At 74.1% G+C, this 24,573-nt stretch carries 20 protein-coding genes and 1 pseudogene; 11 read left to right on the plus strand and 10 right to left on the minus strand.

What is annotated here, in order from left to right; all coding sequences use genetic code 11:
* Positions 1-12: 12 nt before the first annotated feature.
* Positions 13-999, plus strand: a complete 987-nt coding sequence (locus OG861_RS27050) for an alpha/beta hydrolase (RefSeq protein WP_329193202.1) — start codon at positions 13-15, stop codon at positions 997-999.
* A gap of 63 nt (positions 1,000-1,062) precedes the next feature.
* On the opposite strand, the gene OG861_RS27055 is transcribed toward OG861_RS27050, so the two are convergent.
* The 3 genes from OG861_RS27055 to OG861_RS27065 all read right to left on the minus strand — a co-directional run bounded on the left by OG861_RS27055 (position 1,063) and on the right by OG861_RS27065 (position 5,417).
* On the minus strand, positions 1,063-2,844 hold the full coding sequence (locus OG861_RS27055) for an ABC transporter ATP-binding protein (protein ID WP_329193200.1): 1,782 nt from the start codon (positions 2,842-2,844) through the stop codon (positions 1,063-1,065).
* Positions 2,841-4,715, minus strand: a complete 1,875-nt coding sequence (locus OG861_RS27060) for an ABC transporter ATP-binding protein (RefSeq protein ID WP_330261881.1) — start codon at positions 4,713-4,715, stop codon at positions 2,841-2,843. Before OG861_RS27060 ends, OG861_RS27055 begins: the two co-directional genes overlap by 4 nt.
* A 207-nt stretch (positions 4,716-4,922) precedes the next feature.
* Positions 4,923-5,417: a MarR family winged helix-turn-helix transcriptional regulator gene (locus OG861_RS27065; protein ID WP_329193196.1), complete on the minus strand. Its 495-nt coding sequence runs from the start codon at positions 5,415-5,417 to the stop codon at positions 4,923-4,925.
* A gap of 99 nt (positions 5,418-5,516) precedes the next feature.
* Here OG861_RS27065 and OG861_RS27070 point away from each other — a divergent pair, with 99 nt between their 5' ends.
* Positions 5,517-7,490: an ABC transporter ATP-binding protein gene (locus OG861_RS27070; protein ID WP_329193195.1), complete on the plus strand. Its 1,974-nt coding sequence runs from the start codon at positions 5,517-5,519 to the stop codon at positions 7,488-7,490.
* Here the strand turns inward: OG861_RS27070 and OG861_RS27075 are convergent.
* From OG861_RS27075 to OG861_RS27095, 5 genes and pseudogenes are all read right to left on the minus strand, one after another.
* A pseudogene (locus OG861_RS27075) lies at positions 7,394-8,473 on the minus strand (NAD(P)-binding domain-containing protein); the annotation flags it as partial. The gene OG861_RS27070 and the pseudogene OG861_RS27075 overlap by 97 nt on opposite strands.
* Before the next feature lie 52 nt (positions 8,474-8,525).
* Positions 8,526-9,203, minus strand: a complete 678-nt coding sequence (locus OG861_RS27080) for an HAD family hydrolase (protein WP_329193193.1) — start codon at positions 9,201-9,203, stop codon at positions 8,526-8,528.
* Between the two features lie 47 nt (positions 9,204-9,250).
* Entirely contained in the window at positions 9,251-9,730 is a 480-nt protein-coding gene (locus OG861_RS27085) for an Lrp/AsnC family transcriptional regulator (protein WP_329193192.1), read from the minus strand.
* Positions 9,731-9,743: 13 nt separating this feature from the next.
* Positions 9,744-10,481 carry a DUF1365 domain-containing protein gene (locus tag OG861_RS27090; RefSeq protein ID WP_329202000.1) on the minus strand — a complete coding sequence of 246 codons (738 nt, stop codon included), beginning with the start codon at positions 10,479-10,481 and terminating at the stop codon, positions 9,744-9,746.
* Positions 10,475-11,770, minus strand: a complete 1,296-nt coding sequence (locus OG861_RS27095) for an NAD(P)/FAD-dependent oxidoreductase (RefSeq protein WP_329193191.1) — start codon at positions 11,768-11,770, stop codon at positions 10,475-10,477. Before OG861_RS27095 ends, OG861_RS27090 begins: the two co-directional genes overlap by 7 nt.
* Positions 11,771-11,970: 200 nt before the next feature.
* Between OG861_RS27095 and OG861_RS27100 the strand changes: the two genes are divergently transcribed.
* The 3 genes from OG861_RS27100 to OG861_RS27110 all read left to right on the plus strand — a co-directional run bounded on the left by OG861_RS27100 (position 11,971) and on the right by OG861_RS27110 (position 16,078).
* Positions 11,971-13,539, plus strand: a complete 1,569-nt coding sequence (locus OG861_RS27100; protein WP_329201998.1) for an SDR family oxidoreductase — start codon at positions 11,971-11,973, stop codon at positions 13,537-13,539.
* A 16-nt stretch (positions 13,540-13,555) separates the two neighbouring features.
* Complete coding sequence (locus OG861_RS27105; protein WP_329193190.1) at positions 13,556-14,929, plus strand: cryptochrome/photolyase family protein; 1,374 nt, start codon at positions 13,556-13,558, stop codon at positions 14,927-14,929.
* Between the two features lie 117 nt (positions 14,930-15,046).
* Positions 15,047-16,078: a MerR family transcriptional regulator gene (locus OG861_RS27110; protein ID WP_443056748.1), complete on the plus strand. Its 1,032-nt coding sequence runs from the start codon at positions 15,047-15,049 to the stop codon at positions 16,076-16,078.
* On the opposite strand, the gene OG861_RS27115 is transcribed toward OG861_RS27110, so the two are convergent.
* A complete protein-coding gene (locus tag OG861_RS27115) occupies positions 15,996-16,517 on the minus strand; it encodes an RNA polymerase sigma factor (protein ID WP_443056747.1) in 522 nt (173 codons plus the stop codon). The two genes, OG861_RS27110 and OG861_RS27115, sit on opposite strands and share 83 nt — an antisense overlap.
* A gap of 232 nt (positions 16,518-16,749) precedes the next feature.
* Between OG861_RS27115 and OG861_RS27120 the strand changes: the two genes are divergently transcribed.
* The 3 genes from OG861_RS27120 (at position 16,750) to OG861_RS27130 (ending at position 19,391) form a co-directional block, all read left to right on the plus strand.
* Positions 16,750-17,343, plus strand: coding sequence for a histidine phosphatase family protein (locus tag OG861_RS27120; RefSeq protein ID WP_329193184.1), 594 nt, complete (start codon positions 16,750-16,752; stop codon positions 17,341-17,343).
* Between the two features lie 73 nt (positions 17,344-17,416).
* Entirely contained in the window at positions 17,417-18,940 is a 1,524-nt protein-coding gene (locus tag OG861_RS27125; RefSeq protein ID WP_329193182.1) for an APC family permease, read from the plus strand.
* Between the two features lie 28 nt (positions 18,941-18,968).
* A complete protein-coding gene (locus tag OG861_RS27130; RefSeq protein ID WP_329193180.1) occupies positions 18,969-19,391 on the plus strand; it encodes a universal stress protein in 423 nt (140 codons plus the stop codon).
* A 49-nt stretch (positions 19,392-19,440) separates the two neighbouring features.
* Here OG861_RS27130 and OG861_RS27135 read toward each other — a convergent pair whose 3' ends face one another.
* Positions 19,441-19,641, minus strand: a complete 201-nt coding sequence (locus OG861_RS27135) for a DUF5988 family protein (protein ID WP_373304703.1) — start codon at positions 19,639-19,641, stop codon at positions 19,441-19,443.
* Between the two features lie 197 nt (positions 19,642-19,838).
* Between OG861_RS27135 and OG861_RS27140 the strand changes: the two genes are divergently transcribed.
* The 3 genes from OG861_RS27140 (at position 19,839) to OG861_RS27150 (ending at position 24,491) form a co-directional block, all read left to right on the plus strand.
* Positions 19,839-21,911, plus strand: coding sequence for a SpoIIE family protein phosphatase (locus OG861_RS27140; RefSeq protein WP_329193177.1), 2,073 nt, complete (start codon positions 19,839-19,841; stop codon positions 21,909-21,911).
* A 68-nt stretch (positions 21,912-21,979) separates the two neighbouring features.
* Positions 21,980-22,723: a PP2C family protein-serine/threonine phosphatase gene (locus OG861_RS27145; protein ID WP_329193175.1), complete on the plus strand. Its 744-nt coding sequence runs from the start codon at positions 21,980-21,982 to the stop codon at positions 22,721-22,723.
* A 268-nt stretch (positions 22,724-22,991) separates the two neighbouring features.
* The gene (locus tag OG861_RS27150) at positions 22,992-24,491 is read left to right on the plus strand and encodes an FUSC family protein (RefSeq protein ID WP_330261882.1); all 1,500 of its coding nucleotides are present in this window, start codon (positions 22,992-22,994) and stop codon (positions 24,489-24,491) included.
* Positions 24,492-24,573: the final 82 nt, after the last annotated feature.

Here is a 24,573-nt window from a genome sequence, read left to right on the forward strand (position 1 = left end):
CAGGAGGTCACCGTGAACGAGCACGGCCCCACCCGCAGGAGCATCCTCAAGTCCGTCGGCGGGCTCTCCGCCGCCATGGCCCTCGGCGGTGCGGGCGTCCTCGGGACGGCATCGGCGGCGAGCGCGGCCGGCGACGGTTTCGGACTGCACATCGTCGACCACAACGAGGGCGACGCCCGCATGTGGTACTACCGCTTCCAGACCGACGCGATCGGCTGGCAGCCCGCCGTCAACGTCCTGCTCCCCGACGACTACCACACCAGCGGACGCACCTACCCCGTCCTCTACCTCTTCCACGGGGGCGGCACGGACCAGGACTTCATCACCTTCGACCGCCTCGGCATCCGTGCCTGGACCACCGGGCGGCCGCTCATCGTCGTGATGCCGGACGGCGGCCACGCGGGCTGGTACTCCAACCCCGTCAGCTCCAACACCGGCCCCCGCAACTGGGAGCACTTCCACATCAACCAGCTCCTGCCCTGGGTCGAGGCGAACTTCCGGACCTTCGCCGAGTACGACGGCCGCGCCGTCGGCGGGTTCTCGATGGGCGGCTTCGGCGCCCTCAAGTACGCGGCCAAGTACTGGGGCCACTTCGCCTCGGTCAGCGCCCACTCGGGACCCGCCAGCGTGCGCCGTGACGGCGGGGCGGTCGTGCACTGGGCCAACCTGTCCTCCGCGGCCCTCGACCTGGGCGGCGGCACCGTCTACGGCGTGCCCTGGGACCAGGCCCGCGTCAGCGCGGACAACCCCGTCGAGCGCATCGAGAGCTACCGCAACAAGCGGGTCTTCCTCGTCGCGGGGACCAGCCCCGACCCGACCAACCCGTTCGACTCGTTCAACGAAACCCAGGTCCTCGCGGGCCAGCGGGAGTTCCGCGGCCTCCTCGACCAGGCCGGCATCCCGCACGAATGGCACGAGGAGCCCGGTGGCCACTTCGTCCGCGACTACATGATGTGGCGCGACCTCGACGGCATCATCGACCGCCTCCGCAAGGCGTAGCGGCGCCCCCGGACGGCCTCGCGGACGCCGCCGACCCACGCGTGGCGTCCGCGAGGTCCCCCCTCACCCGTGCCAGGACCGCCACAGCGCCGCGTAGGCGCCGTCCGCCGCCACGAGGTCCTCGTGGGAGCCGAACTCACTGATCCGGCCGCCCTCGACCACCGCGATGACGTCCGCGTCGTGCGCGGTGTGCAGCCGGTGGGCGATCGCGATGACCGTGCGGCCGTCCAGCACCCGGGCCAGGGAACGCTCCAGGTGCCGGGCCGCGCGCGGGTCGAGCAGCGAGGTGGCCTCGTCCAGTACGAGCGTGTGCGGATCCGCCAGGACCAGCCGGGCCAGCGCCACCTGCTGCGCCTGGGCCGGGGTCAGCGCCGCGGCTCCCGATCCGACCTCCGTGTCCAGCCCGGCCGCCAGCGCACGCGCCCAGCCGTCCGCGTCCACCGCCTCCAGCGCCGCCCACAGGTCGGCGTCCCCGGCGCCCGTCCTGGCCAGGCGCAGGTTGTCCCGGAGCGAGCCCACGAACACGTGGTGCTCCTGGTTGACCAGCGCCACCTGCTCCCGCACCCGCTCGGCCTGCATCCGCGACAGGCGTGCCCCGCCGAGGGTGACCTCGCCGGCCCGCGGCGCGTAGATGCCCGCCAGCAGCCGGCCCAGCGTCGACTTGCCCGCGCCCGACGGCCCGACCAGCGCCATCCGGGTGCCCGGCGGCACGGACATCGACACCCGGTGCAGGACGTCCACGCCCTCCCGGTAGCCGAACCGCACCTCATCGGCCCGCATCTCCCGGCCCTTCGGCGAGACGGACGCGTCACCCCCGTCGGGCTCGATCTCGTGGATGCCGACCAGCCGGCCCAACGACACCTGCGCTACCTGCAGTTCGTCGTACCAGCGCAGGATCAGGCCGATCGGGTCGACCATCATCTGCGCCAGCAGCGCACCCGTCGTCAGCTGCCCCACCGACATCCAGCCGCGCAGGACGCAGTAGCCGCCGATCATCAGCACCGAGCCGAGGATCGTCACGTAGGTGACGTTGATGACGGGGAAGAGCACGGACCGCAGGAACAGCGTGTACCGCTCCCACTGGGTCCACTGCCGGATGCGCTGTTCCGACAGCGCCACCCGGCGCCGCCCGAGCCGGTGCGCCTCGATCGTGCGCCCCGCGTCCACCGTCTCCGTCAGCACCGCCGAGACCGCCGCGTAACCGGCCGCCTCCGAGCGGTACGCGGACGGCGCCCGCCGGAAGTACCAGTGGCAGCCGATCACCAGCACCGGCAGCGCCACCAGCGCCGCCGCGGCCAACGGCGGCGCGGTCACCGCCAGCGCCCCGAACAGCAGCCCCGCCCACACCACGCCGACGGACAGCTGCGGCACGGCCTCCCGCATCGCGTTCGCCAGCCGGTCGATGTCGGTGGTGATCCGCGACAGCAGGTCACCGGTCCCGGCCCGCTCCAGCACGCCGGGCGGCAGCCCGACCGAACGCACGAGGAAGTCCTCGCGCAGGTCGGCCAGCATCTCCTCGCCGAGCATCGCCCCGCGCAGCCGGACCATCCGCACGAAGCAGGTCTGGACGGCGAGCGCCAGCGCGAACAGCAGGCTCACCCGCAGCAGGTGGAGCTCGCGCACCCCTGCCGCGAGGTCGTCCACGACCCGCCCCAGCAGGTACGGGCCGACCATGGAGGCGATCACCGCGACCGCGTTGGCGCTCACGAGCGCCACGAAGGGCCGCCGGTGGCGCCGGAACAGGCCGCGTACGTAGCCCCGTACGGTCGCCGACGTGCCGACGGGCAAGGTCGCGGCCGACTCCGGGGCGGCCGGATCGTATTGCGGCGGTGCCACGCCGATCATGCGGATCCCTCGATTTCGGTGAGTTCTTCCTCAAGCCGGTCGGTGAGGCCCTCGTCCAGCGCGGTCCGGGGCAGCGCGTCCAGGCGCTGTTCCTCCTCGGTCTCCCGCGTGACGACCGCGCGGTAGCGCGGCTCGTCCCGCAGCAGGTCGCGGTGGGTGCCGGCCGGCAGGGCGACGCCCTCGTGAACGAGGACGACCCGGTCGGCCCGGTCCAGCACCAGCGGTGAAGAGGCCAGGACCACCGTCGTGCGCCCGGCGCGCAGCGCCGCGATGCCGTCCGCGATGCGTGCCTCGGTGTGCGAGTCGACGGCCGAGGTCGGCTCGTCCAGTACCAGCACCTCCGGATCGGCGACCAGCGAGCGGGCCAGCGCGAGCCGTTGGCGCTGACCGCCGGAGAGCGAGCGGCCCCGCTCGGTGATCCGGGCGTCCATCGGGTCCTCCACCCCCTCGGGCGCCGACTGCAGCACGGCCTCCAGTACGTCACCGCACTGGGCGGCCTCCAGCGCGGCCGCGGGGGTCACCGCCCCGGACGCCGGTACGTCGAACAGCTCGCGCAGCGTGCCGGACAGCAGCACCGGACCCTTGTCCTGCACGAGGACCAGCGCTCGCGCCGTGTCCAGCGCGAGCTCGTCCAGCGCCACGCCTCCCAAAAGCACCGGGGCGCGGTCCGCGGCGCGCTCACCGGCGTCTTCCCCGTCGCCCGGCGGGTGCCCGCCCAGGCGTTCCGCCAGCCGTCCCGCGAGGTCGGGGTCCCCGCAGACCACGGCGGTGAACCGGCCCGCGGGAACCAGCAGCCCGGTTTGCGGGTCGTACAGGTCCCCGCCCGGGGCAGGGGCCCGGACGGCGCCTTCGGCCGCCGCCGGCGCCGGGCCGTCGTCACGCGTCAGGCGCAGCACCCGGGCAGCGCGGGTGGCGGAGGGCCGGGAGAACGAGTAGGCCATGGCGATCTCCTCCACGCTGCGCAGCGGGTACAGCAACAGCGACACGGCGCTGAACACCGCGACGAGTTCACCGACCGAGAGCCGTCCGTCCAGGACGAGCGAGGAGCCGTACCAGACCACCGTGATCAGCAGTACCCCCGGCAGGAACACCTGGACGGCGGAGATCAGCGCCCACATGCGCGCACTGCGCACCGCGGCGGTGCGTACCTCCTGCGAGGCCTCGCGGTACCGGCCGAGGAACAGTTCCTCGCCGCCGATGCCGCGCAGCACCCGCAGACCGGCCACGGTGTCGGAGGCCAGTTCGGTCGCCTTGCCCGCCTTCTCCCGCTGGATGTCCGCGCGTTGTGTGGCGCGGGGGAGCAGGGGCAGGGAGGAGAGCGCCAGCAGCGGCATCCCGACGGCGACGACGACGCCGAGGGACGGCGCGTACACGACCAGGGCCACGCAGACGACGACGATGGCGACAGCCGCCGCGAGGAAGCGGGAGACCGCCTCGACGAACCAGCCGATCTTCTCCACGTCCCCCGTTGATACGGAGACCACTTCGCCGGCCGCCACCCGGCGGGTCAGGGCGGAGCCCAGATCGGCGGTCTTACGGGCGAGGAGCTGCTGCACCCGGGCGGCGGCGGTGATCCAGTTCGTGACGCTGGTCCGGTGCAGCATGGTGTCGCCGAGGGAGATGGCGACGCCGAGCAGTGCGATCAACGCGCCGACGAGCAGCAGCCGGTGACCGTCGCCGTCTACGGCCGCCTCCACGCCCAGGCCGACCGCGAACGGCAGCCCGGCGATGGCACAGTGGTGGACCAGCCCCCAGCACAGGCTCTTGGCCTGCCCGCCCAGTTGGGTGCCGCCCAGCCAGAGCAGGAAGCGTGGGCCGGAGCGGGCGTCGGGTACTCCGGGATCCGGATGCGGAAGATCGCTGATCTGCATGACGCCCCATGACGGTCGAGTGGTTCAAACCACACAAGGTTCGTCTTCCGGACCGGGGCCCGGCAACCGAATTTCTCGCGGCGCCGGGCGGCGGCAGCGAGGTTTACGGGCGCGCGGGTTCGCGTACGGGCTGCTCAACCGGCTTGCGGAGGTGGGGCGGTGCTCAGCGGGAGGCGGGGCGGGGCTCAGCCGGACGCGGGGCGGTGCTCAGCAGCCGCGCTCCGCCGGGGCGTCGGAGAGGGTGTCGAGCAGGCCGCCGAGCACCCCGCGCTGTGCGGCGGTCAGGGGGGCCAGGATCTCCTCCGCGGCGGCCGTCCGCGCGTTGCGCAGGCGGCGCAGGGTGGCGCGGCCGGTGCCGGTGAGCTCGATCCGGATGACCCGCCGGTTCGCGGGGTCGGGCGCGCGGCGCACGCAGTCGGCCGCCTCCAGACCGTCGACCAGCGTGGTCACGGCCCGGGGGACGACTTCGAGGCGGGCGGCCAGCTCCGCCATCCGGGGTGGCTCGCCGCCGTCGTAGTGCGAGACCAGCCGGAGCAGCCTTGACTGGGCTGGAGTGATTCCGAGGGGTTCGAGATGACGCTTCTGGATGCGGTGAAGCCGACGGGTCAGGCGCAGCAGCTGCTCGGCGAGGACGCCGTCGTCGCTGTCGGGCGAGTCGACGCCGTCCGCACTGGTCAGGGCGGGTTCGGAAGCGGTGCTCATGCTGCGGTCCTCATAATGGGAAGAGTATCAGGACCAGATTCATTGTGAGCATAGGTAACAATGAGCTATGCTCAGTAGAATCTCGTCAGAAGGAGGCCCATGCGCCCCAAAGAACCCGAATGGACGCCGTCCAAAGAATCCCTCGATCCCAGCCGCCCGGTGCCGGCGGAGCAGCCGCGCCAGCTGCGCCGCATCATGGGTCTGTTCCGGCCCTACCGCGGCCGCCTCGCCGTGGTCGGCGCGCTGGTCGCCGCCTCCTCGCTGGTCGCCGTCGCCTCGCCGTTCCTGCTCAAGGAAATCCTCGACGTGGCGATCCCCCAGGGGCGGACGGGCCTGCTGAGCCTGCTCGCCCTCGGCATGATCCTCACCGCCGTGGTCACCAGCGTGTTCGGCGTCCTCCAGACCCTGATATCCACCACGGTCGGCCAGCGCGTGATGCACGACCTGCGCACCGCCGTCTACGCCCAGCTCCAGCGCATGCCGCTGGCCTTCTTCACCCGCACCCGTACGGGCGAGGTCCAGTCCCGGATAGCCAACGACATCGGCGGCATGCAGGCCACCGTCACCTCCACCGCGACCTCCCTGGTCTCCAACCTCACGGCGGTGATCGCCTCCGTCGTCGCCATGCTCGCCCTCGACTGGCGGCTGACCCTCGTCTCGCTCCTGCTGCTGCCCGTCTTCGTGTGGATCAGCCGGCGGGTCGGGCGCGAGCGCAAGAAGATCACCACCCAGCGGCAGAAGCAGATGGCGGCCATGGCCGCCACCGTCACCGAGTCCCTCTCGGTCAGCGGCATCCTGCTCGGCCGCACCATGGGCCGCGCCGACTCCCTGACCCGGTCCTTTTCGGAGGAGTCCGAGAAGCTGGTCGGCCTGGAAGTGCGTTCCAGCATGGCCGGGCGCTGGCGGATGTCCACCATCGGCATCGTGATGGCCGCCATGCCGGCACTGATCTACTGGGCCGCCGGCATAGCACTCCAGACCGGCGCGCCGTCGCTGTCCGTGGGTACCCTCGTCGCCTTCGTCACCCTCCAGCAGGGACTGTTCCGGCCCACGGTGAGCCTGCTGTCGACCGGTGTGCAGATCCAGACCTCGCTCGCCCTGTTCGCGCGCATCTTCGAGTACCTCGACCTGCCGGTGGACATCACCGAACGCGAGGACCCGGTGCGCATCGGCCGGGCGAAGGGCGAGATACGGCTCGAGGACGTGCACTTCGCCTATGACGGCAAGAACGGTCCCACGCTGGCCGGTATCGACCTCACGGTCCCCGCCGGCGGCTCACTCGCCGTGGTCGGACCGACCGGATCGGGCAAGAGCACCCTCAGCTACCTGGTGCCCCGGCTGTACGACGTCACGGGCGGACGGGTCGCCCTCGACGGGATCGATGTCCGCGACCTCGACTTCGACTCGCTGGCCCGGTCGATCGGCGTGGTCTCCCAGGAGACCTACCTCTTCCACGCCTCCGTCGCCGACAACCTGCGCTTCGCCAAGCCGGACGCGACCGACGAGGAGATAGCCGAGGCCGCCCGCGCCGCCCAGATCCACGACCACATCGAGTCCCTGCCCGACGGGTACGACACGCTGGTCGGTGAGCGCGGCTACCGGTTCTCCGGCGGGGAGAAGCAGCGTCTGGCCATCGCCCGCACCATCCTGCGCGACCCGCCGGTCCTGATCCTCGACGAAGCGACCAGCGCGCTCGACACCCGTACGGAGCACGCGGTGCAGCAGGCCATCGACAAGCTGTCCGCGGGCCGCACCACCATCACGATCGCGCACCGGCTCTCCACCGTGCGCGACGCCGACCAGATCGTCGTCCTGGACGCCGGGCGCATAGCCGAACGCGGTACGCACGAGGAACTCCTCGCCGCCGGCGGCCGCTACGCCGCCCTGGTCCGCCGTGACCGGGACGCCGAGACGGCGCCGCGGCCGGCCGACGGCGAGCCGGCCGGTCAGGAAGCGACGGCCCCGGCCAGTGCCGGAGTGCCGGAGGTTTCGCGGGCCAGCAGACGGCGGATCTCTCGGACGGCCGCGCCGCCCGCACGGTTGGCCCCGATGGTGGAAGCCGAAGGGCCGTAGCCCACCAGGTGGATCCGCTCGTCGCGGACCGCCCGGGTGCCTTCGAGCCGGATGCCGCCGCCCGGTTCCCGCAGCCGCAGCGGCGCCAGGTGGTCGACTGCCGCCCGGAAGCCGGTGGCCCACAAGATCACGTCGGCGTCGACGCTCCGCCCGTCGGCCCAGCCGACGCCGGTCGGGGTGATGCGGTCGAACATCGGCCTGCGCTCCAGCACCCCCGAATCCAGCCCGGCCCGTACGGCGTCGTTCAGCGCCAGCCCGGTCACACTGACCACGCTCTGCGGGGGCAGGCCCCTGCGCACCCGCTCCTCCACCAGGGCCACCGCCGCCCGGCCCTCGGCTTCGCCGAAGCGGGAGTCGCGGAACACCGGCGGACGGCGTGTCACCCAGGTGGTCGCTGCCGCCACCTCGGAGATCTCCAGCAGGTGCTGCACCGCCGAAGTGCCACCGCCCACGACCACCACGCGGGCGCCGGCGAACGTGGCCGGTCCCGGATAGTCCGCGGTGTGCAGTTGGCGGCCCCGGAAGGTTTCCTGTCCCCGATAGCGGGGCCAGAAAGGACGGTCCCAGGTACCCGTGGCGTTGATCAGGGCCCGGGCCGACCACCGGTCGCCGGACGCCGACTCCACCAGCAGCCGCCCGTCCGCACCGTTGCGCACGGCCGTGACGTCCACGGGGCGGCGCACGCGCAGCCCGAAGCGCTCCTCGTAGGTGGCGAAGTACTCCCCGATGACCTCCGACGACGGCCGCAGCGGATCGGCGTCGGCCAGCTCCATGCCGGGCAGTGCGTGCATGCCGTGCACCTTGCCGTACGTCAGCGAGGGCCAGCGGAACTGCCAGGCGCCACCCGGAGCCGGCGAGTGGTCCAGGACGACGTGGCCGATGCCCGCCCGGGCCAGGTGGTAGGCGCCGGACAGGCCCGCCTGCCCCGCGCCGATGACCACGACGTCCACCGCTGCCGGGTCCCGCTCCACAAAGTCGTTCACGGTTCTACCAACCCGGGACCGGCCCGCCCTCTTCCCCCGGAGCCCCCCGAAGTCAGGCCGCCCGGTGTTCGCCGAGCCATTCGTAGGCGGTCTCCGCGTCGAAGGCCGCCGGTCCGCCGCGGAAGAGGAGGCCGGCCGAGGCGAAGGCGGGGTGGGTGGCGGTGGTGGCCACGGAGGGGATCGCCAGGCACTCCATTCCGGCTGCGCGAGCGGCCTCCGCGCCCGGCGCCGCGTCCTCGACGACCACGCAGTCGGCGGGGTCCGCGCCGAGCCGGCGGGCTGCCTCCAGGAACACGTCGGGGGCGGGCTTGCCGTGCGCCACTTCCTCGGCGGAGACCGCGACGCTCAGCAGCGTGTCCAGGCCGGTCCCGGCCAGTACGGCCTCGATCGCCTCCCGCGAGGAACCGGACGCCACCGCCATCGGAACCCCGTCTGCGTGCAGCCGCTCGACGAACCTGCGCATCTCCGGGAAGGCCTCTGTCCCTGCGCGGGCAAGCTCCAGATAGGCGGCGTTCTGCTCCGCCAGCAGCCGCGCGACCGGCGCGCGAAGCCCGTACCGCTCCTTGAGGATCTCCAGCGTCTCCATCGTCCCGATGCCGATGAAGGGGGAGTGCTGCTCCCAGGTGAAGTCGGGCACGCCGTGCCGTTCCAGGGTGCGTCGCCCGGACTCGTAGTAGTTCGGCTCGCTGTCCACGAGGGTGCCGTCGAGATCGAATATGACGGAAAGCATTCCGTTCAGCCCGTCCTGCCGGTCGAGTGCGTGTCACGGCCATTTTGTCAGGGTTTGGCCGCTGCTCTTCCCACCGCTTCGACCAGGGGCAGCAGCCGGTGCGCAACCCGCTCGCGCAGAGCGACCTCGGTACGGGTACGCACGACGCCCGGAAGCCGGATGAGGCCCTGGATGACGTCCTCCAGATGCGCGTTGTCCCGGGCCGCCACCCGGGTCAGCAGGTCCCCGCCGCCGGTGATCGAGAACGCCTCGATGATCTCGGGTACGGCCGCGAGTGCGTCACCCACCTCGTCCAGGTGCCCCTGGGTGACCTCGATGTGGACGAAGGCCAGCACCGGGTGCCCGAGCGCGGCGGGGGAGAGGACCGGACCCGTCCCGGTGATCACCCCGGTGCGCTCCAGCCGGTCGAGCCGGGCCTGCAGGGTGCCGCGCGCGACGCCCAGCAGCCGGGCGTACTCGCGCACGCTGGTGCGCGGCTGCTCGATCAGCAGGCGCAGGATCCGGGTGTCGAGCTCGTCCACCGCCATGCCGCGACTGTACTCACCGCAGGCCCTCCTGCGGATCGTGACGGGGCCGCGGGCGCACCGGCAGCCCGCGCAGCCACAGCCGGACACGGTGGTAGCGGATGCCCACCGCCACGGCGGCGGTCGGCCAGGGGTGGCGCAGAGATGCCCGCAGGAGCCCCCGTAGGCCGGATGCCCGGCGGCGGCCCCGCACCGTCGCCGTCAGCCGGGCACCGTCCGCCCCGCCCGAAAGGCACACGCTCAGGGCGAGGTGCTCGCCCGGCACCGGGAGCCGCATCCGGTAGTCGCCGTCCACCTCCAGGAAGGGGGACGCGTAGAACTCCTTGGCCACCCGGGCCGTGCCCTGCGCGGCCTGCGGGCCCAGGAGGTAGCAGTGCCGCTCGCCGTACGTGTTGTGCACCTCGGCGACGACCTGCAGCAGGGCCCCGTCCGGGCCGTGGCACCAGTACACGGACAGCGGGTTGAAGACGAAACCCAGCACCCGGGCGTGGGCCAGCATCAGCACCCGGGAGCCCGGCGGAAGCCCGGCGCCGCGCGCGGAGAGGAACCGCTCCAGCCCTGCCCGGATGGTCGGCGCCCCGCCACCGAAGTGGTCCCGCGCCTCGAACCGGGCGAGGGGGCACAACGGCGCCGGGAGGCGGGGGAGTTCGTCGAGGTCCACCAGCCACAGGTACGTCCGGTGGCGCAGGGCGTACGCCCGCTCCCCGGACCGCACGTGCCGCAGCTCGGCCTCGTACACCACCGCCCTCACCAGACCACCCCGAGCGCGGCGGCCGCCTCCACGCCCGAGCGGCAGCCGTCCTCGTGGAACCCCCACCCGTGGTAGGCCCCCGCGAACGCCGTCACCGGACCCGACAGGCCGGGCAGCAGCCGCTGGGCGGCCACCGACTCCGGTGTGAAGACGGGGTGTTCGTAGGCCATCTCGGCCAGCACCAGCTCCGGCCGCACCCGGTCGTCCGCGTTGAGGGTCACCACGTACCGCTGCGGCGCGTCGAGCCCCTGCAGACGGTTCATGTCGTAGCTGACGAGGACCCGCGCGTCGTACGGGTCGCAGCCGGACAGCCGGAAGTTCCAGCAGCCCTGCGCGGCCGCCGAGCGCGGCAGCACCGAGGCATCGGTGTGCAGCACCGTCCGGTCGCGGGAGTACAGGAAGGCGCCGAGCACCGCCCGCTCGGCGTCCGTCGGGTCGGCCAGCAGCCGCAGCGCCTGATCGGCGTGGACGGCCACGACCACCGAGTCGTAGGTGACGGCGCCGTCGGCGGTGCTCACGCGGACCCCCTCCGGGGTGCGCGCGAGCGCCCGTACGGGGGTCCCCGCACGGACCGCGGCCGCGCCGAGCCGCTCCCGCAGCCGCTCGACGTAGCGCGCCGAACCGCCTTCGACCGTGCGCCAGCGCGCCGAGCCGTCCACCGGACCGCCCACCGCGAGCATCCCGTGGTGGGCCAGGAAGCGGAACAGGTACCGGGCGGGGTAGCGCAGCGCCGTACGGGGCGGGCAGGACCACACCGACGCCACCAGCGGAATCGCGAAGTGGGCGGTGAAGTACGGCCCGAAGCCGCACTCGCGCAGGAAGTCGCCCAAGGTCACCTCCGCCGAGACGGCGGGAGTGGCCAGCAGCAGCCGGGCCTGCCGGCGGAACAGCGGCACCTGCGCCAGCATCCGCAGGTAGCCGGGCCACGCCGCCGACCTCGGCCGGGCCGCCGGCCCCCGCGGTCCCCGCGCGCCCGCGTACTCCAGCCCGCAGCCCTCGCACTGCACCGAGAGGCTCATCGTGGTCGCCCGGGTGGCCACGCCGAGCTCCCCGAACAGCCGCCGCAGATGGGGGTAGGTGAGGTCGTTGTGCACGATGAACCCGGAATCCACCCCGCGTACGCGGCCGTCCGGGCCCGTCACCTCGTGGGTGTGGGCGTGGCCGCCCAGCCGGTCCTCGGCCTCGTACACGGTCACCTCGTGCGAGCGCGCCAGCACGTAGGCCGCCGTCAGCCCCGAGACACCCGCGCCGACGACGGCCGTTCGCGGCCTTGGTCCTCCTCGCTCCGTCATCGTGTCCTCCTTCCGGTGGTTGCTTCGTAGCCGAAGGGCGCCCGGATGGGCTTGCGCAGGGCCCCGTGAAACGGGCCGTGCGGTCGCAGGTGCATCCGGACGCGCCCGCCCCGCGGAATCCCTCACGGAATGCCGAGCGCGGACCCGTGCGGAATCCTGTACGGGGGCACGAGAGCGGAGAGCGCCATGACGGGACGGCGATGACGGGCGCGGCGGCAAGGCACTGCCTGGTCACCGGGGCCACCGGCTACATCGGCGGCCGGCTGGTGCCGGAGCTCCTCGCTGCCGGTCACCGGGTGCGCTGCCTGGCCCGGACGCCGGAGAAACTGCGCGACCACCCCTGGGCGGGCCGCGCCGAGGTCGTACGGGGCGACGTCACCGACCCCGGATCGGTCGCCGGGGCGATGCAGGGCATCGACGTCGCCTACTACCTCGTGCACGCCCTCGGCTCGGGCTCCGGCTTCGAGGGCCGCGACCGCGAGGCCGCCCGCGTCTTCGCGGAGCAGGCCCGGGCGGCCGGGGTCCGGCGCATCGTCTACCTCGGCGGGCTCACCCCCGAGGGCATCCCGCTGCGGGAACTCTCCCCGCACCTGCGCTCCCGCGCCGAGGTCGGCGAGATCTTCCTCGGCTCCGCCGTACCGGCCACCGTCCTGCGCGCAGCCGTCATCATCGGCTCCGGGTCCGCCTCCTTCGAGATGCTGCGCTACCTGACCGAGCGGCTCCCCGTGATGGTCACCCCCAGCTGGGTCGGCACGCGCTGCCAGCCCATCGCCGTCCGCGACGTGCTGCGCTACCTCGTCGGCAGCGCCGGCATGCCGCCCGAGGTCGACCGCGCCTTCGACATCGGCGGCCCGGACGTGGTCACCTACGAGGAGATGATGCGCCGCTACGCGGAGGTCGCGGAGCTGCCCAAACGGCTCATCATGCGGGTCCCGATGCTCACCCCCGGCCTCTCCAGCCACTGGATCGGCCTGGTCACCCCGGTCCCGCGGGCGCTGGCCCGGCCGCTCGCCGAGTCGCTGCGGCACGAGGTGGTCTGCCGCGAGCACGACATCGCCGCCCACGTCCCCGACCCGCCCGGGGCGCCGCTCGGCTTCGACCAGGCCCTGGTCCTCGCCCTCCAGCGGGTGCGGGAGGCCAAGGTGACCACTCGCTGGTCCTCCGCCGGTTTCCCCGGCGCCCCCAGCGACCCGCTGCCCACCGACCCCGACTGGGCGGGCGGCAGCCTCTACACCGACCGGCGGGAGCTGCCCGTCGACGCGTCACCCGCCGCGCTGTGGCGGGTGGTGGAGGGCATCGGCGGGGACAACGGCTGGTACTCCTTCCCGCTCGCCTGGGCGGTACGGGGCTGGCTGGACCGGCTCGTCGGCGGGGTCGGCATCCGGCGCGGCCGCCGGGACGCGGCCCGGCTCCGGGTCGGCGACAGTCTCGACTTCTGGCGGGTGGAGGAGATCGAGCCGGGGGCGCTGCTGCGGCTGCGCGCCGAGATGCGGCTGCCGGGCCTGGCCTGGCTGGAGCTGCGCGCCGACCCCGATCCGGCGGACCGCCGCCGCGCACGCTTCCGCCAGCGCGCCCTGTTCCACCCGCACGGGCTGCTCGGCCACCTGTACTGGTGGAGCGTGTCCCCCTTCCACGCCGTGGTCTTCGGCGGGATGGCGCGCAACATCGCCAAGGCCGCCGAACGGCTGGAACGCGATGGCCCGCGGGGCGCATCCACCCCGGCGCCCGCCGCCGAAGTACCGGGTGCGAGCAGCACCCCACAGCCCTGACCCGGAGCGAGAACCCATGAACATCGCGGTGGTCCTGTACACCTCCGACCTGCGCGTGCACGATCATCCGCCGCTGCGCGCCGCCCTGTCCTCCTGCGACCAGGTGGTTCCGCTCTTCGTGCGCGACCGGGCCATCGAGCGGTCCTCCTTCGCCGCGCCCAACCGCCGGGCCTTCCTCGCCGACTGCCTCGCGGGACTGGACGCCGCGCTGCGCGAGCGCGGCGGCCGCCTGGTGATCCGCTCCGGTGACGCAGTCGGAGAAGTGCTCGCCCTCGTACGGGAGACGGACGCCGACGAGGTGCACATGGCGGCCGGGGTGAGCGCCTACGCCCACGCGCGCGAGGAACGGCTGCGCGCCGCCCTGGAAGCGGAGGGCCGGCGCCTGTACGTGCACGACATGGTGGTGACGGCCGTGGCCCCCGGTGCGCTGCGGCCCTCGGCCTCCGACCACTTCGCCGTCTTCACCCCCTACCTGCGCCGCTGGACCGAACTGCCGCCGCGTGCCGTCACCGCCGCCCCGCGCGTGGTCAGGGTTCCCGCGTCCCCGCGCTCGGAACCGCTGCCCGAGCGCTCCGCCGTCACGGGCGTCTCCCCGGGCCTCGCGCGCGGCGGCGAGCGCGAGGGCCGCCGGCTGCTGGGCGCCTGGCTGCGCGGGGGTGTCGACCGGTACCACGACGTCCACGACGACCTGGCCGGCGACGCCACCTCCCGTCTCTCCCCCCACCTGCACTTCGGCACCCTCTCGCCCGCCGAAGCCGTCCACCGCGCCCGCGCGGCCGAAGGCCCCGGCGCCGAGGCGTTCGTCCGGCAGCTGTGCTGGCGCGACTTCCACTACCAGGTCCTCGCCGCCCGCCCCGACTCGGCCACCCGCGACTACCGGACCCGGCACGACCGCTGGCGCACCGACGCGGGCGCGCAGGAGGAGATCCAGGCCTGGAAGGAGGGCCGGACGGGCTACCCCGTCGTCGACGCGGCCATGCGCCAGCTGCGCCACGAGGGGTGGATGCACAACAGGGGCCGGCTGCTGGCCGCGAGCTTCCTCGCCAAGACCCTGTACGTGGACTGGCGGATCGGCGCCCGCCACTTCCTGGACCTCCTCGTGGACGGGGACCTGGCCAACAACCAGATGAACTGGCAGTGGGTCGCCGGCACGGGCACGGACACCCGGCCGGGCCGCGTCCTCAACCCGGTCCGCCAAGGCCTGCGCTACGACCCCGAAGGTGCCTACGTGCACCGGTGGGTGCCGGAGCTGGCGGGGCTGCCCGCGCCGCGGGTGCACGAACCGTGGCGGCTGCCGGCGGCGGAGCGCGCCCGGTACGACTATCCCGAGCCGGTAGTCGAACTCGCCGAGGGGCTCGCCCGTTTCCGGCAGGGGCGGGGCATCGAGTGATCCGGTCGTGGTGCTCCGGCGTCCTAGGGTGAACGGGTGGATCCAGTGCAGCCCCATGACCGCGAGCCGCCCGACGAGCCCGTGCCGTCCCACGAGCCCGTGCCGCCCCGTGGCCCGGTGCCGCCCCGCGCACCCGTGACGCCGGCCGATCCCGCGCCGCTGCCCGCCGCCGCGTTGAGTACCGGCGCCGTCGCCCGCCGCCTCGGGGTGTCGCCGACCACGCTGCGGTCCTGGGAGCGCCGGTACGCCATCGGCCCGGCCCGCCGGGAGGACGGCCGCCACCGCCGCTGGACCCCCGCCGACATCGCCCGCCTGGAGCTGATGTGCCGGCTCACCGCGCAGGGCGTGCCCCCCTCGGCGGCGGCCAGGGCCGCGCTCGACGCAGCCGCCGGCGGCTCCGGGGCGGCCCGGGCGGCGACCGTGACGCCGGGCGGGTCCACCGCCCTTCCGCTCGGGGAGGTGCGGACGGAATGCAGGGGGCTCGCACGGGCCGCCGTACGACTGGACGCGCCGGCGGTGGAGCGACTGCTGGACACCGCGCTGACGGAGCTCGGCCTGGTCGTGGCGTGGGAGGAGGTCATCGCGCCGACCCTGCACGCGGTCGGCCGCAAGTGGGCCTCCGCCGGGGAGCGTTACGTGGAGGTGGAGCACCTGCTGTCCTGGCACGTCTCCGGCGCCCTGCGCAGTCGGCGGCCCGCGCCCCGCCGGTACGAGGCGCCGCCGGTGCTCCTGGCCTGCGCCCCGGACGAGCAGCACAGCCTGCCCATCGAGGCACTGACCGCCGCCCTCGGGGAGCGCGGCCTGCCCACCCTGATGTTCGGCCCGGCCCTGCCCGCCGAGGCGCTGCGCGAGGCGGTGCGCCGTACGGGCCCCCGCGCCGCCGTGCTCTGGGCCCAGTCGGCTGCGACCGCGGACCGCGCCCTGGCCAGGGCGGTCGCCGGCATCGAATGGGGGCCGCACGGCGCCCGAGGGCATTCGGTGCTGCTGCTGGCGGGGCCCGGCTGGGGTGCGGGTACGTCCGGTCCGCGCACCGAGCGGCTGTTCGGCCTGCGCTCGGGCCTCGCCGTCATCGAGCGGCTGTGGGGCGCGCCGCCGGATCCCCCAGCGAGCGGCGCAGCACCTGCAGCGCCCGGCGCATGTGGCTCTTGACGGTGCCCAGCGGCAGACCGGTGCGGGCCGCGATCTGCGTCTGGGTCAGGTCGCCGTAGAACGCCAGCCACATCACGCTCCGCTGGGCGGGGGGCAGCCGGGACAGTTCGCCGAGCACCAGCAGCCGGTCCAGCGCCTGCTCGGGCTCCGGCGGTGCGTGGGCGGCGGGGGACCGGGTGCGTTCGTGGAGCGCGTGCGCGGCGGCCGAGGCGGCCCGGGTCCGCCGGGTCCTGGCCTCCAGCGCGTCGGCCACCTTGTGGCGGGTGATGCCGGTGAGCCAGGCCCCGAGGCCGCCCGGGCCGGGGCGGTAGTGGTGCCGGCCTCGCCAGGCGGCGAGGAACACCTGCTGCGTCACGTCCTCCGCCTCGCGTTCGTCACCCAGAGCGCGGCGTGCGAGGGACTGCACCAGCGGCCGCCAGCGGCGGTAGGCCGCCTCCATGGAACGTTCGTCGCCCGCCGCGAACCCGGCGGCGTCGGGATCGTCCCGGTCCGGACCGCCGTTCGGACGGACCGCCCGGGCCCGTTGGTGGATCAGGTCGTCCATGGACCGAGGGTGGCGAGCCGGTCCGCTCCCCTCCAAGTCGCATCGTTTCCGCATCGGATCGCTGCGGTGGCGTACATGACACGCTGCGCTCACCCCATCGGTGCGGCCGACCGTCTAAGGTCCAAGGATGAGCGACTTGTTGCTGGTGAGACATGGTGAGACGGCCTGGAGCGCGAGCGGGCGGCACACCGGCCTGACCGACGTACCGCTGGCCCCCCGCGGCGTCGAGGAAGCCATCTCCCTCGCCCCGTTCTTCCACGACCGCCGTCCCGCCCTGGTCCTGACCAGCCCGTCGCGCCGGGCCGTGGCCACCGCCGAACTCGCCGGACTGACCGGCGGCATCCCCGACCCCGACCTGCACGAATGGGACTACGGCGGCTACGAGGGCATCACCACGGCCGAGATCCGGCGCACCCGGCCGGACTGGTCGCTGTGGACCGACGGGGTCCCGCCGGGCGACGCCGGGCACCCCGGGGAGGACGCGGAACAGGTCGGCGCCCGCGCGGACCGCGCGCTGGCCCGGGTCGACAAGGTCCTGCGCGAGGACCGGGGCGACGCCGTCGTGGTGGCCCACGGCCACTTCCTGCGCGTCCTGACGGCCCGCTACCTCGGTCTCGCCCCGCAGGACGGGCGCCTGTTCCTGCTGCGCACCGGCACGCTCGGCGTCCTGTCCACGGAACACGGTCTGCCGGTCGTCGCGGGCTGGAACACCCGCCCCTGAGACCCGCGCGGCGGCGTTCGCGCCGCGCCCTCCCCGTCTCGCGCCCCGCCGCCTCGTGCCCGAGCATGCGTATATGGCGCAGGACGGTAAGGGCGGCGGCGACGGGCAGCGCACCGCGCCGGCCGAGGCGGGGCTGAGGCCCGACGCGATCGGTTTCCTCGAAGCGCTCGTCATCGGCCTGAACTCCACCTCGCCCGCCTACTCGCTGGCCGCCGTGATCGGGCCGATCGTCGCGGTGGCCGGCATCTACGCACCGGGCGTGATGCTGGCCTCCTTCGTACCGATGCTGCTGATCGCCGCCGCCTTCTACTACCTCAACAAGGTCGACCAGGACTGCGGGACCACCTTCTCGTGGGTGACGCGGGCGATGGGCCCCTGGGCGGGCTGGCTCGGCGGCTGGGCGATCACCATGACCGGGGTCCTCGTCATCGGGTCGCTCGCCGACGTCGCGGTGCGCTTCGGGCTGCTCGCGGTCGGCCTCGACGGCCTGGCCTCGAACGAGCCGGTCCGCCAGACGCTCGCCGTCGTGGTCATCCTGGCCATGACCGCCGTCTGCGTGATCGGCACCGAGATGTCCGCCCGGGTCCAGGACGTGCTGATCCTGGCCCAGGTGTTCTTCCTCCTGGCCTTCGCGGTGGTCGCCCTCTACCGCGTCTACGCCGGCACCAGCAGCCTCGACGCGATCGAGCCGTCCGTCGGCTGGCTCAACCCCTTCGGAGCGGGCGGCGCCGCGCTCACCGGCGGACTGCTCCTCGGCGTGTTCATCTACTGGGGCTGGGAGTCCGCCGTCAACCTGACCGAGGAGGTCGAGGACTCCGCCACCGCGCCCGGCAAGGCGGGCATCTGGTCGACGGTCGTGCTGCTGGTGACCTACCTGTCGGTCGGGTTCGCCGTCGTCGCTTACGCGGGGACCACGTTCCTGGCTCAGCACGCGGGCCAGGAGGAAGCGGTCTTCGGCGTGCTCGCCCACGAGGTGATGGGCGGCTGGGACTGGATGGTGCTCCTCGCGGTCTGCACCTCCGCGCTCGCCTCCACCCAGACCACGATCATCCCCGCCTCCCGCACCGCCCTGTCGATGGCCCGCCGGCACGCGCTGCCGCACGGGCTGGCGCGCATCCACCCCCGGTTCCGGACCCCGGACGTGAGCACCTGGTGGGTGGCCGTCATCGCGATCTGCTGGTACCTCGCGGTCAACCAGATCAGCGAGAACGCGCTCCTCGACTCGCTGACCGCACTCTCGCTCCTCATCGCCTTCTACTACGCGCTCACCGGCCTGGCCTGCGCCGTCTACTACCGGCGCCACCTGCTGGAGAGCCCGCGCAACTTCCTGCTCATCGGGCTGGGCCCGGTCGTCGGCGCCGGACTGCTGACCTGGCTACTGGTGGAGTCCGTCAACGACATGTCGGAGCCGCAGAACTCGGCCGGGGGCGTCTCCTGGCTGGGCATCAGCCCACCGCTGCTCATCGGCATCGCCATCGCGCTCGCCGGGGTGCTGATCATGTGCTTCTGGAGGGTGCGGGACGGTCGCTTCTGGCAGGAGCGGCGCGGGGTGGCCGACCCGGCGCTCGTCCCGGGCCGGCACCGCCGGCCTCGCTGAGCCGTGCCGAGAAACGGAGGAGTACGCGATGTCCGTGGTCCTGGGGTACGACGAATCGCCCGGCGCGGAACGCGCCCTCGGTGTCGCCCTGGAGGTCGCCGCAGCCTTCGGCGAGCCCCTCGTCCTCGTCTACGGTGCGGCCGCGCCCGGCGCCGCGGGCGAGGAGTCCCGGGCCCACCGCGAAGCCGTCCGCCAGGCCGGCCGCGACGCACTGGCCCGGGCCGTCGCGGCGGCGGACGAGGCGGGAGTCCCCTCGGCGGTGGAGGTCGTCGACGAGAAGCCCGCCCAAGCCCTCCTGGATGCCGCCGAACGCCACGGGGCGCGGGTCGTCATCGTCGGCACCTGGGGCGACAGCCCCCTGCGCGGCGCCCTCCTCGGCTCGACGCCGCACAAGCTGCTGCACCTGTCGCCGGTACCGGTGCTGTGCGTGCCGACCGGGCAGCCCGGGTAGCACCGGGGGCGGGGAGCGGGGAGCGGGCGGTCGGGTCACACGGGTCGGGTCACTCGGCGATCTCCGTGCGCTCCCACCACTCGTAGACGGGAACCCGTCCCTGCGCGGCGTCCTGGAAGCGGGACGTGGCCTTGAAGTGCTCGTATCCGCCGCGGTGCGCCACTTTCACGTCCTCACCCGGCGCGGGGGCCGGAACGAGGCGCTCCGGAAGATCGTCCGGGCCGCCCTCAAGGGCCGCCATGGTCGCCATGGTCGTCATGGGACCAGTTTCGCCACCCACCCGGCGGGGCGCACTTCGGCGGGCCGCTCCCCGGGGCGGCGGGCAGAATTGAAGGGGCCGCCCGGGCCATCCGCGCGGCGCACGACAGCCGCCGTCGCGCGCGGCGCGCAAAAGCTCGGGCTGCGGAAACTCGGGTGCAGCAGCTCGGCGTGCAGAAGGGGGCAGCGATGCCACCGGACCCGCAGGGGGGTGGCGACGCCGATCCCGGCCCGATACGGTCGGAACCGGGCTCGCTGCTCGAACACGTGGTGGTCGCCGTCCTCGGCATCGACGACGAGGACCGGATCTGCTACTGGGGTCCCGGCGCGCGCAACCTCTTCGGCCACGACGCCGCGGCCGTACTGGACCGGCCCGCTTCGACGCTCTTCCCCGGACGGGATCCCGGCGCGGCCGCGCGGCTCGCCGAGCGCGCCCGCACCCTCGGCTACTGGCGCGTCCGGATGCCCGCGCTCCACCGGGACGGCACGGTGTTCGACTGCGGCTTCCGCGTCTTCCCGCTCACCGGCAGCACGGGCCGTTCCGTGGTGATGGGACTGGCGAGCCGCAGCGTCGAACTGGACCGGGTCAAGACCAACCTGGCCTTCCTCGACGCGCTCTTCGAGACCTGCCCGATCGGCCTGGTCATGCTCGACGAGGACCTGCGGTACGTCCACCTCAACCAGGCCCTCGCCGACATGGACGGCCTCGCCCTGGCCGACCACCTCGGCCGCCGCATGACGGACATCATGCTCACCTCCGACGGCGGCGAGTACCAGCGCCTGCTGCGGAGCGTCGCCCAGGAGGGCCGGACCGTGGTGGACACCCTCGTCGGACTGCGCACCCCCGGCCACCCCGACCGCGACCAGGTGCGGTCGGTGAGCCTGTTCCCGCTCAGCGGCGCGGTGGGCAGCCGGCGCGGCGTGGGCGGCCTGCTGGTGGACGTCACCGACCGCGAACGGGCCATCGTGGAGGCCACCGCGGCCCGGCAGCGGCTCGCGCTCCTGGACCGCGCCGCCGCCCGCATCGGCACCACCCTCGACGTGGACGTGACCGCGCGCGAGCTGGTCCGGTCCGCGGTCCCGGAGTTCAGCGACGCCTCCGTGGTGGAACTGGTGGAGTGGATGCACGAGCCGGAGGTCTTCGACCCCCGGCTGCCGCTCGTCACCCGCAGGATCGCGTGGGGCACGACCCTGCCGCCGCCCGCCGACGAGCTGCTCGGCGGCCTGGAGCGGGTCACGTACCCGCCCGGCTCCGGCATCCACACCATGCTCGAAACGGGCCGCCCGCTCTGGTTCCCGGTGAACGACGACTTCGTGACCAGCACCGTCGCCCACGAGGAACGGGCCCGGCTGCTCATGGAAAGCGGCCTCGCGTGCATCCTCATCGCCCCGCTGGTCGCCCGCGGCACCGTCCAGGGCATCACGATGTTCGGCCGCGCCGCGTCCCGCCCGGCCTTCTCCGAGCCCGACCTCAGCCTCGCGGGCGAGCTGGCCTCCCGCGCCGCCCTGTGCCTGGACAACGCCCGCCTCTACAGCCGCGTCCAGGACATCGCGCTCACCCTCCAGCGCGCCCTGCTGCCCAGCGCCCCCGCGGCGGGCCCCCACGCCGACGTCGCCCACCGCTACCTGCCCGGGAGCCGGCTCACGGAGGTCGGCGGCGACTGGTACGACGTCATCCCCCTGCCCGGCGACGAGCTGGCCCTGCTCGTCGGGGACGTGATGGGACACGGCGTGCCGGCCGCCGCCGCCATGGGACGGCTGCGCATCACGGCCAAGGCCCTCGCCCGGCACACCCGGGACCCCGCGGCCCTGCTCGCGGAGCTCGACACCTGCGCCCAGGAGGCGGGCATCGAGCTCGCGACGTGCCTGTGCATCTTCTACGACCCCCACACCGGCCACGCCCGCGTCGCCAGCGCCGGCCACCCCCCGCCCCTGCTGCGCCACCCGGACGGCACGGTGGAGAGGATCGGCGACGTCCTGGGGGTCCCCCTCGGGGTGGGCGGCGTACCGTTCCGCTCGACCGGGACGCGGATCCCCGAGGGCGCCGTCGTGGCGCTCTACACCGACGGGCTCGTCGAGGCCCGCGGCCAGGACATCGACACCGGCATCGACGCCCTGTGCGACCAGCTGCGGGCCCCCGTGGACCGTCTGGAGGAGGCCGCGGACCGGATCCTGTCCGGCCTGCTGCCCGACACCGCGACCGACGACACGGTCCTGGTCCTCGCACGGCTGCGCCGCGCCCCTCCCGCGGGGCCACAATGAACGGGGACGGGACAAGGGCAAGGGCCGACGACGGGACGCTTGCCGCGGGCGCCGGAGAGGCGGAACCGATGCCGTACGCAGCCGTCAGCGCACTGAGCCACGCCGGGCTGCTGCGCGAGCACAACGAGGACAGCCTGGTCATCGGGCCGTGGACGCTGTGCGCCACCGAGACCCGCAACCCGCAGATGCTGGTGTTCCCGCTCGGCTCGCCGCTCGTCGTCGCGGTCGCCGACGGCATCGGCGGACAGCCGGCCGGCGAGGTGGCCAGTGCGCTCGTCGTACGGCGCCTCGCGCAGCTCGGGCCTTCGCTGGACGGCGAGGAGGCCGTCCGTGAGGCCCTGGAACTGTGCAACCGTGCCGTGTACGACGCCGCCGACCGCGAGCCGGAGCTGGCCGGCATGGGCACCACCGTCGCCGGCGCGGTCGTCCTGCCCGAGTCGGTGCTGACCTTCAACGTCGGCGACAGCAGGGTCCTCGACGCCTCGGACGCGGCGCTGCGCCAGGTGAGCGTCGACGACAGCCCGCCGCTGCCGCCGGGCCGCCGGACGACCTCCCTGCTCACCCAGGCCCTCGGCGGCGCCCGGGGCTTCCACGCCGTCACGCCGCACGTCCGTACCTCCCCCCTCGCCGTCGGGGCCCGCTACCTGATCTGCACGGACGGGCTGACCGACCCGGTGCCCGAGGACGTGCTGGACGGCCTGCTGGGGGACCACGACGACGGCCGGGCCGCCTTCGAGCTGTGGAAGGCCGCCATCGACGCGGGAGGGCCCGACAACATCACCCTGGCCCTCGTGCGCATCGGCGAGGCGTGAACCTGGTCCGTTGGCGTCCAACGGCCGAAGAACCGCCCGCGCGGCTGTGCCAATGGCACAGCGCCCCGGGGCCCGGTTGAGCCAGTGGGCCTCCGGATGGTTATCTGTGTCCTATCCATGTACTTACGGCGCCGCGCAGCGCCGGACGGCAACGAAGCCGTTCCGGACCGCGGCGCCTTCGCCGTGCCTGTACGCCGCCCACCACCCCGGGCGGACACCGGCCCGGCGCGCACCATCGCGAGGGGGGCGGCACACCGCCGTGAAGAGGATGTTCGTGGCTCCGGACCCGGGGCTGATGAGGCTCAGGAACTCGCTGCGCGCGGTCGTCGGCGTGGGGCTCGCCGTCGCCGCGGCCCAAGCCGTGGGGCTCTCGCTGACCGCCTCGATCACCGGGGGGCTCGCCGCCCTGCTGGCGCTGTTCACCGTGCTCGACGCGACCGTGCGCGCCCAGCGGGTGACCACGGCCCTGCTGCCCGTGGCCGGATTCCCGGTCCTCGCCGCGGCCACCGCCCTGCACGGCCTGCCGCTCGCCCGCGACCTCTCCTTCCTCGCCGTCGTCTTCGCCGGTGTCTACGCACGGCGCTGGGGGCCCCGCGGCCACGCCCTCGGCATCTTCGCGTTCATGAACTTCTTCATCACGCAGTTCCTGCACGCGGTGCCCGCGCAACTGCCCGAGCTGTTCGCCGCCGTCGGGCTGGCCCTGCTCGCCGCGGGCGCCGCCCGGTTCGTGCTCTGGCCGATCGAGCGCCGTACGCCGCCGCCCGCCGCGCCGCCCGGCCTGCCGGGCACCGGCCTGGCCCGGCCCACCACCCGGCAGGCCTTCCAGGCCACGGCCGCCTGCGCCTTCGCGCTCGGCATCGGCCAGGTCCTCTCCGAGGACCGCTGGTACTGGGCCGTGGGCACCGCCTGGTGGATCTTCGTCAACACCGCCTCGCGGGGCGAGACCCTGGTCCGCGGCTTCCGCCGGGTCGTGGGCACCGTCACCGGCATCGCCGCCGGGCTGCTGGTCGCCGTACCGCTGCACGGTGCGCCGACGCCGACCGCCGCCCTGGTCGCCGTATGCGTCTTCGGGATCTTCTACACCGCCGCGCCGTCGTACTCCTGGATGATGTTCTTCGTCACCGTCATGGCCGGCCTGCTCTACGGACTCCTCGGCGTGCTGCACCCCGGCCTGCTCCTGCTGCGCTTCCAGGAGACCGCCATCGGCGCGCTCGGCGCCGCGCTCGCCGTGGTGCTGGTGCTGCCCGTCACCACGCACGCGGCCAACGACGCCTGGATCCAGCGCGCCCTGCACTGCGTACGGGCCTCCACGGCGGCCTCCCTCGACCGCCTCGCCGGACATCCCTCCGCCGACCCGGCCCCCCACGCCGCCGAACTGGAACTGCTCCTGGGCCGGGTACGGATGGCGCTCGCGCCCCTGGTGCACCCGCTCAGCCCGCTGCGCGCCCGCAAGGCCCGCGCACGGCAGGTGCTGGAGCTGCTCGACGCGTGCGCGCGCGAGGTGCGGGGCCTGGTGGCCGTCGCCGCCGACCCGCAGGCCTCGCACGACGCCCGGCTCGCCGCGGCGTGCTGGCGGGTCGAGGCGGCGGTGGAGGCGCTGACCGCGCCGCAGGACGGCCACCTGCCCGCCGCCCCGGAGAACACCTCCCGGCCGCCGGCCCCGGCGGAGCCCGTCCTGGCCCACCTGCACGGCCTGGAGCACGCCCTCGTAGCGCTGCACGTCCCGCTGCGCACGCACCCTCGCGCCCCGCTCGTCGTCAGCGCCTGATCCCGGCCGGTCGCCGGCCCCGTAGCCCCCGCCCGGGGCCGCCGAGCCGGCGCGGATGGTACGCCACTTGAAGACGCCCGTT

Source organism: Streptomyces sp. NBC_00539 (assembly GCF_036346105.1).
In the GTDB taxonomy this organism is placed as follows: Bacteria; Actinomycetota; Actinomycetes; order Streptomycetales; family Streptomycetaceae; genus Streptomyces.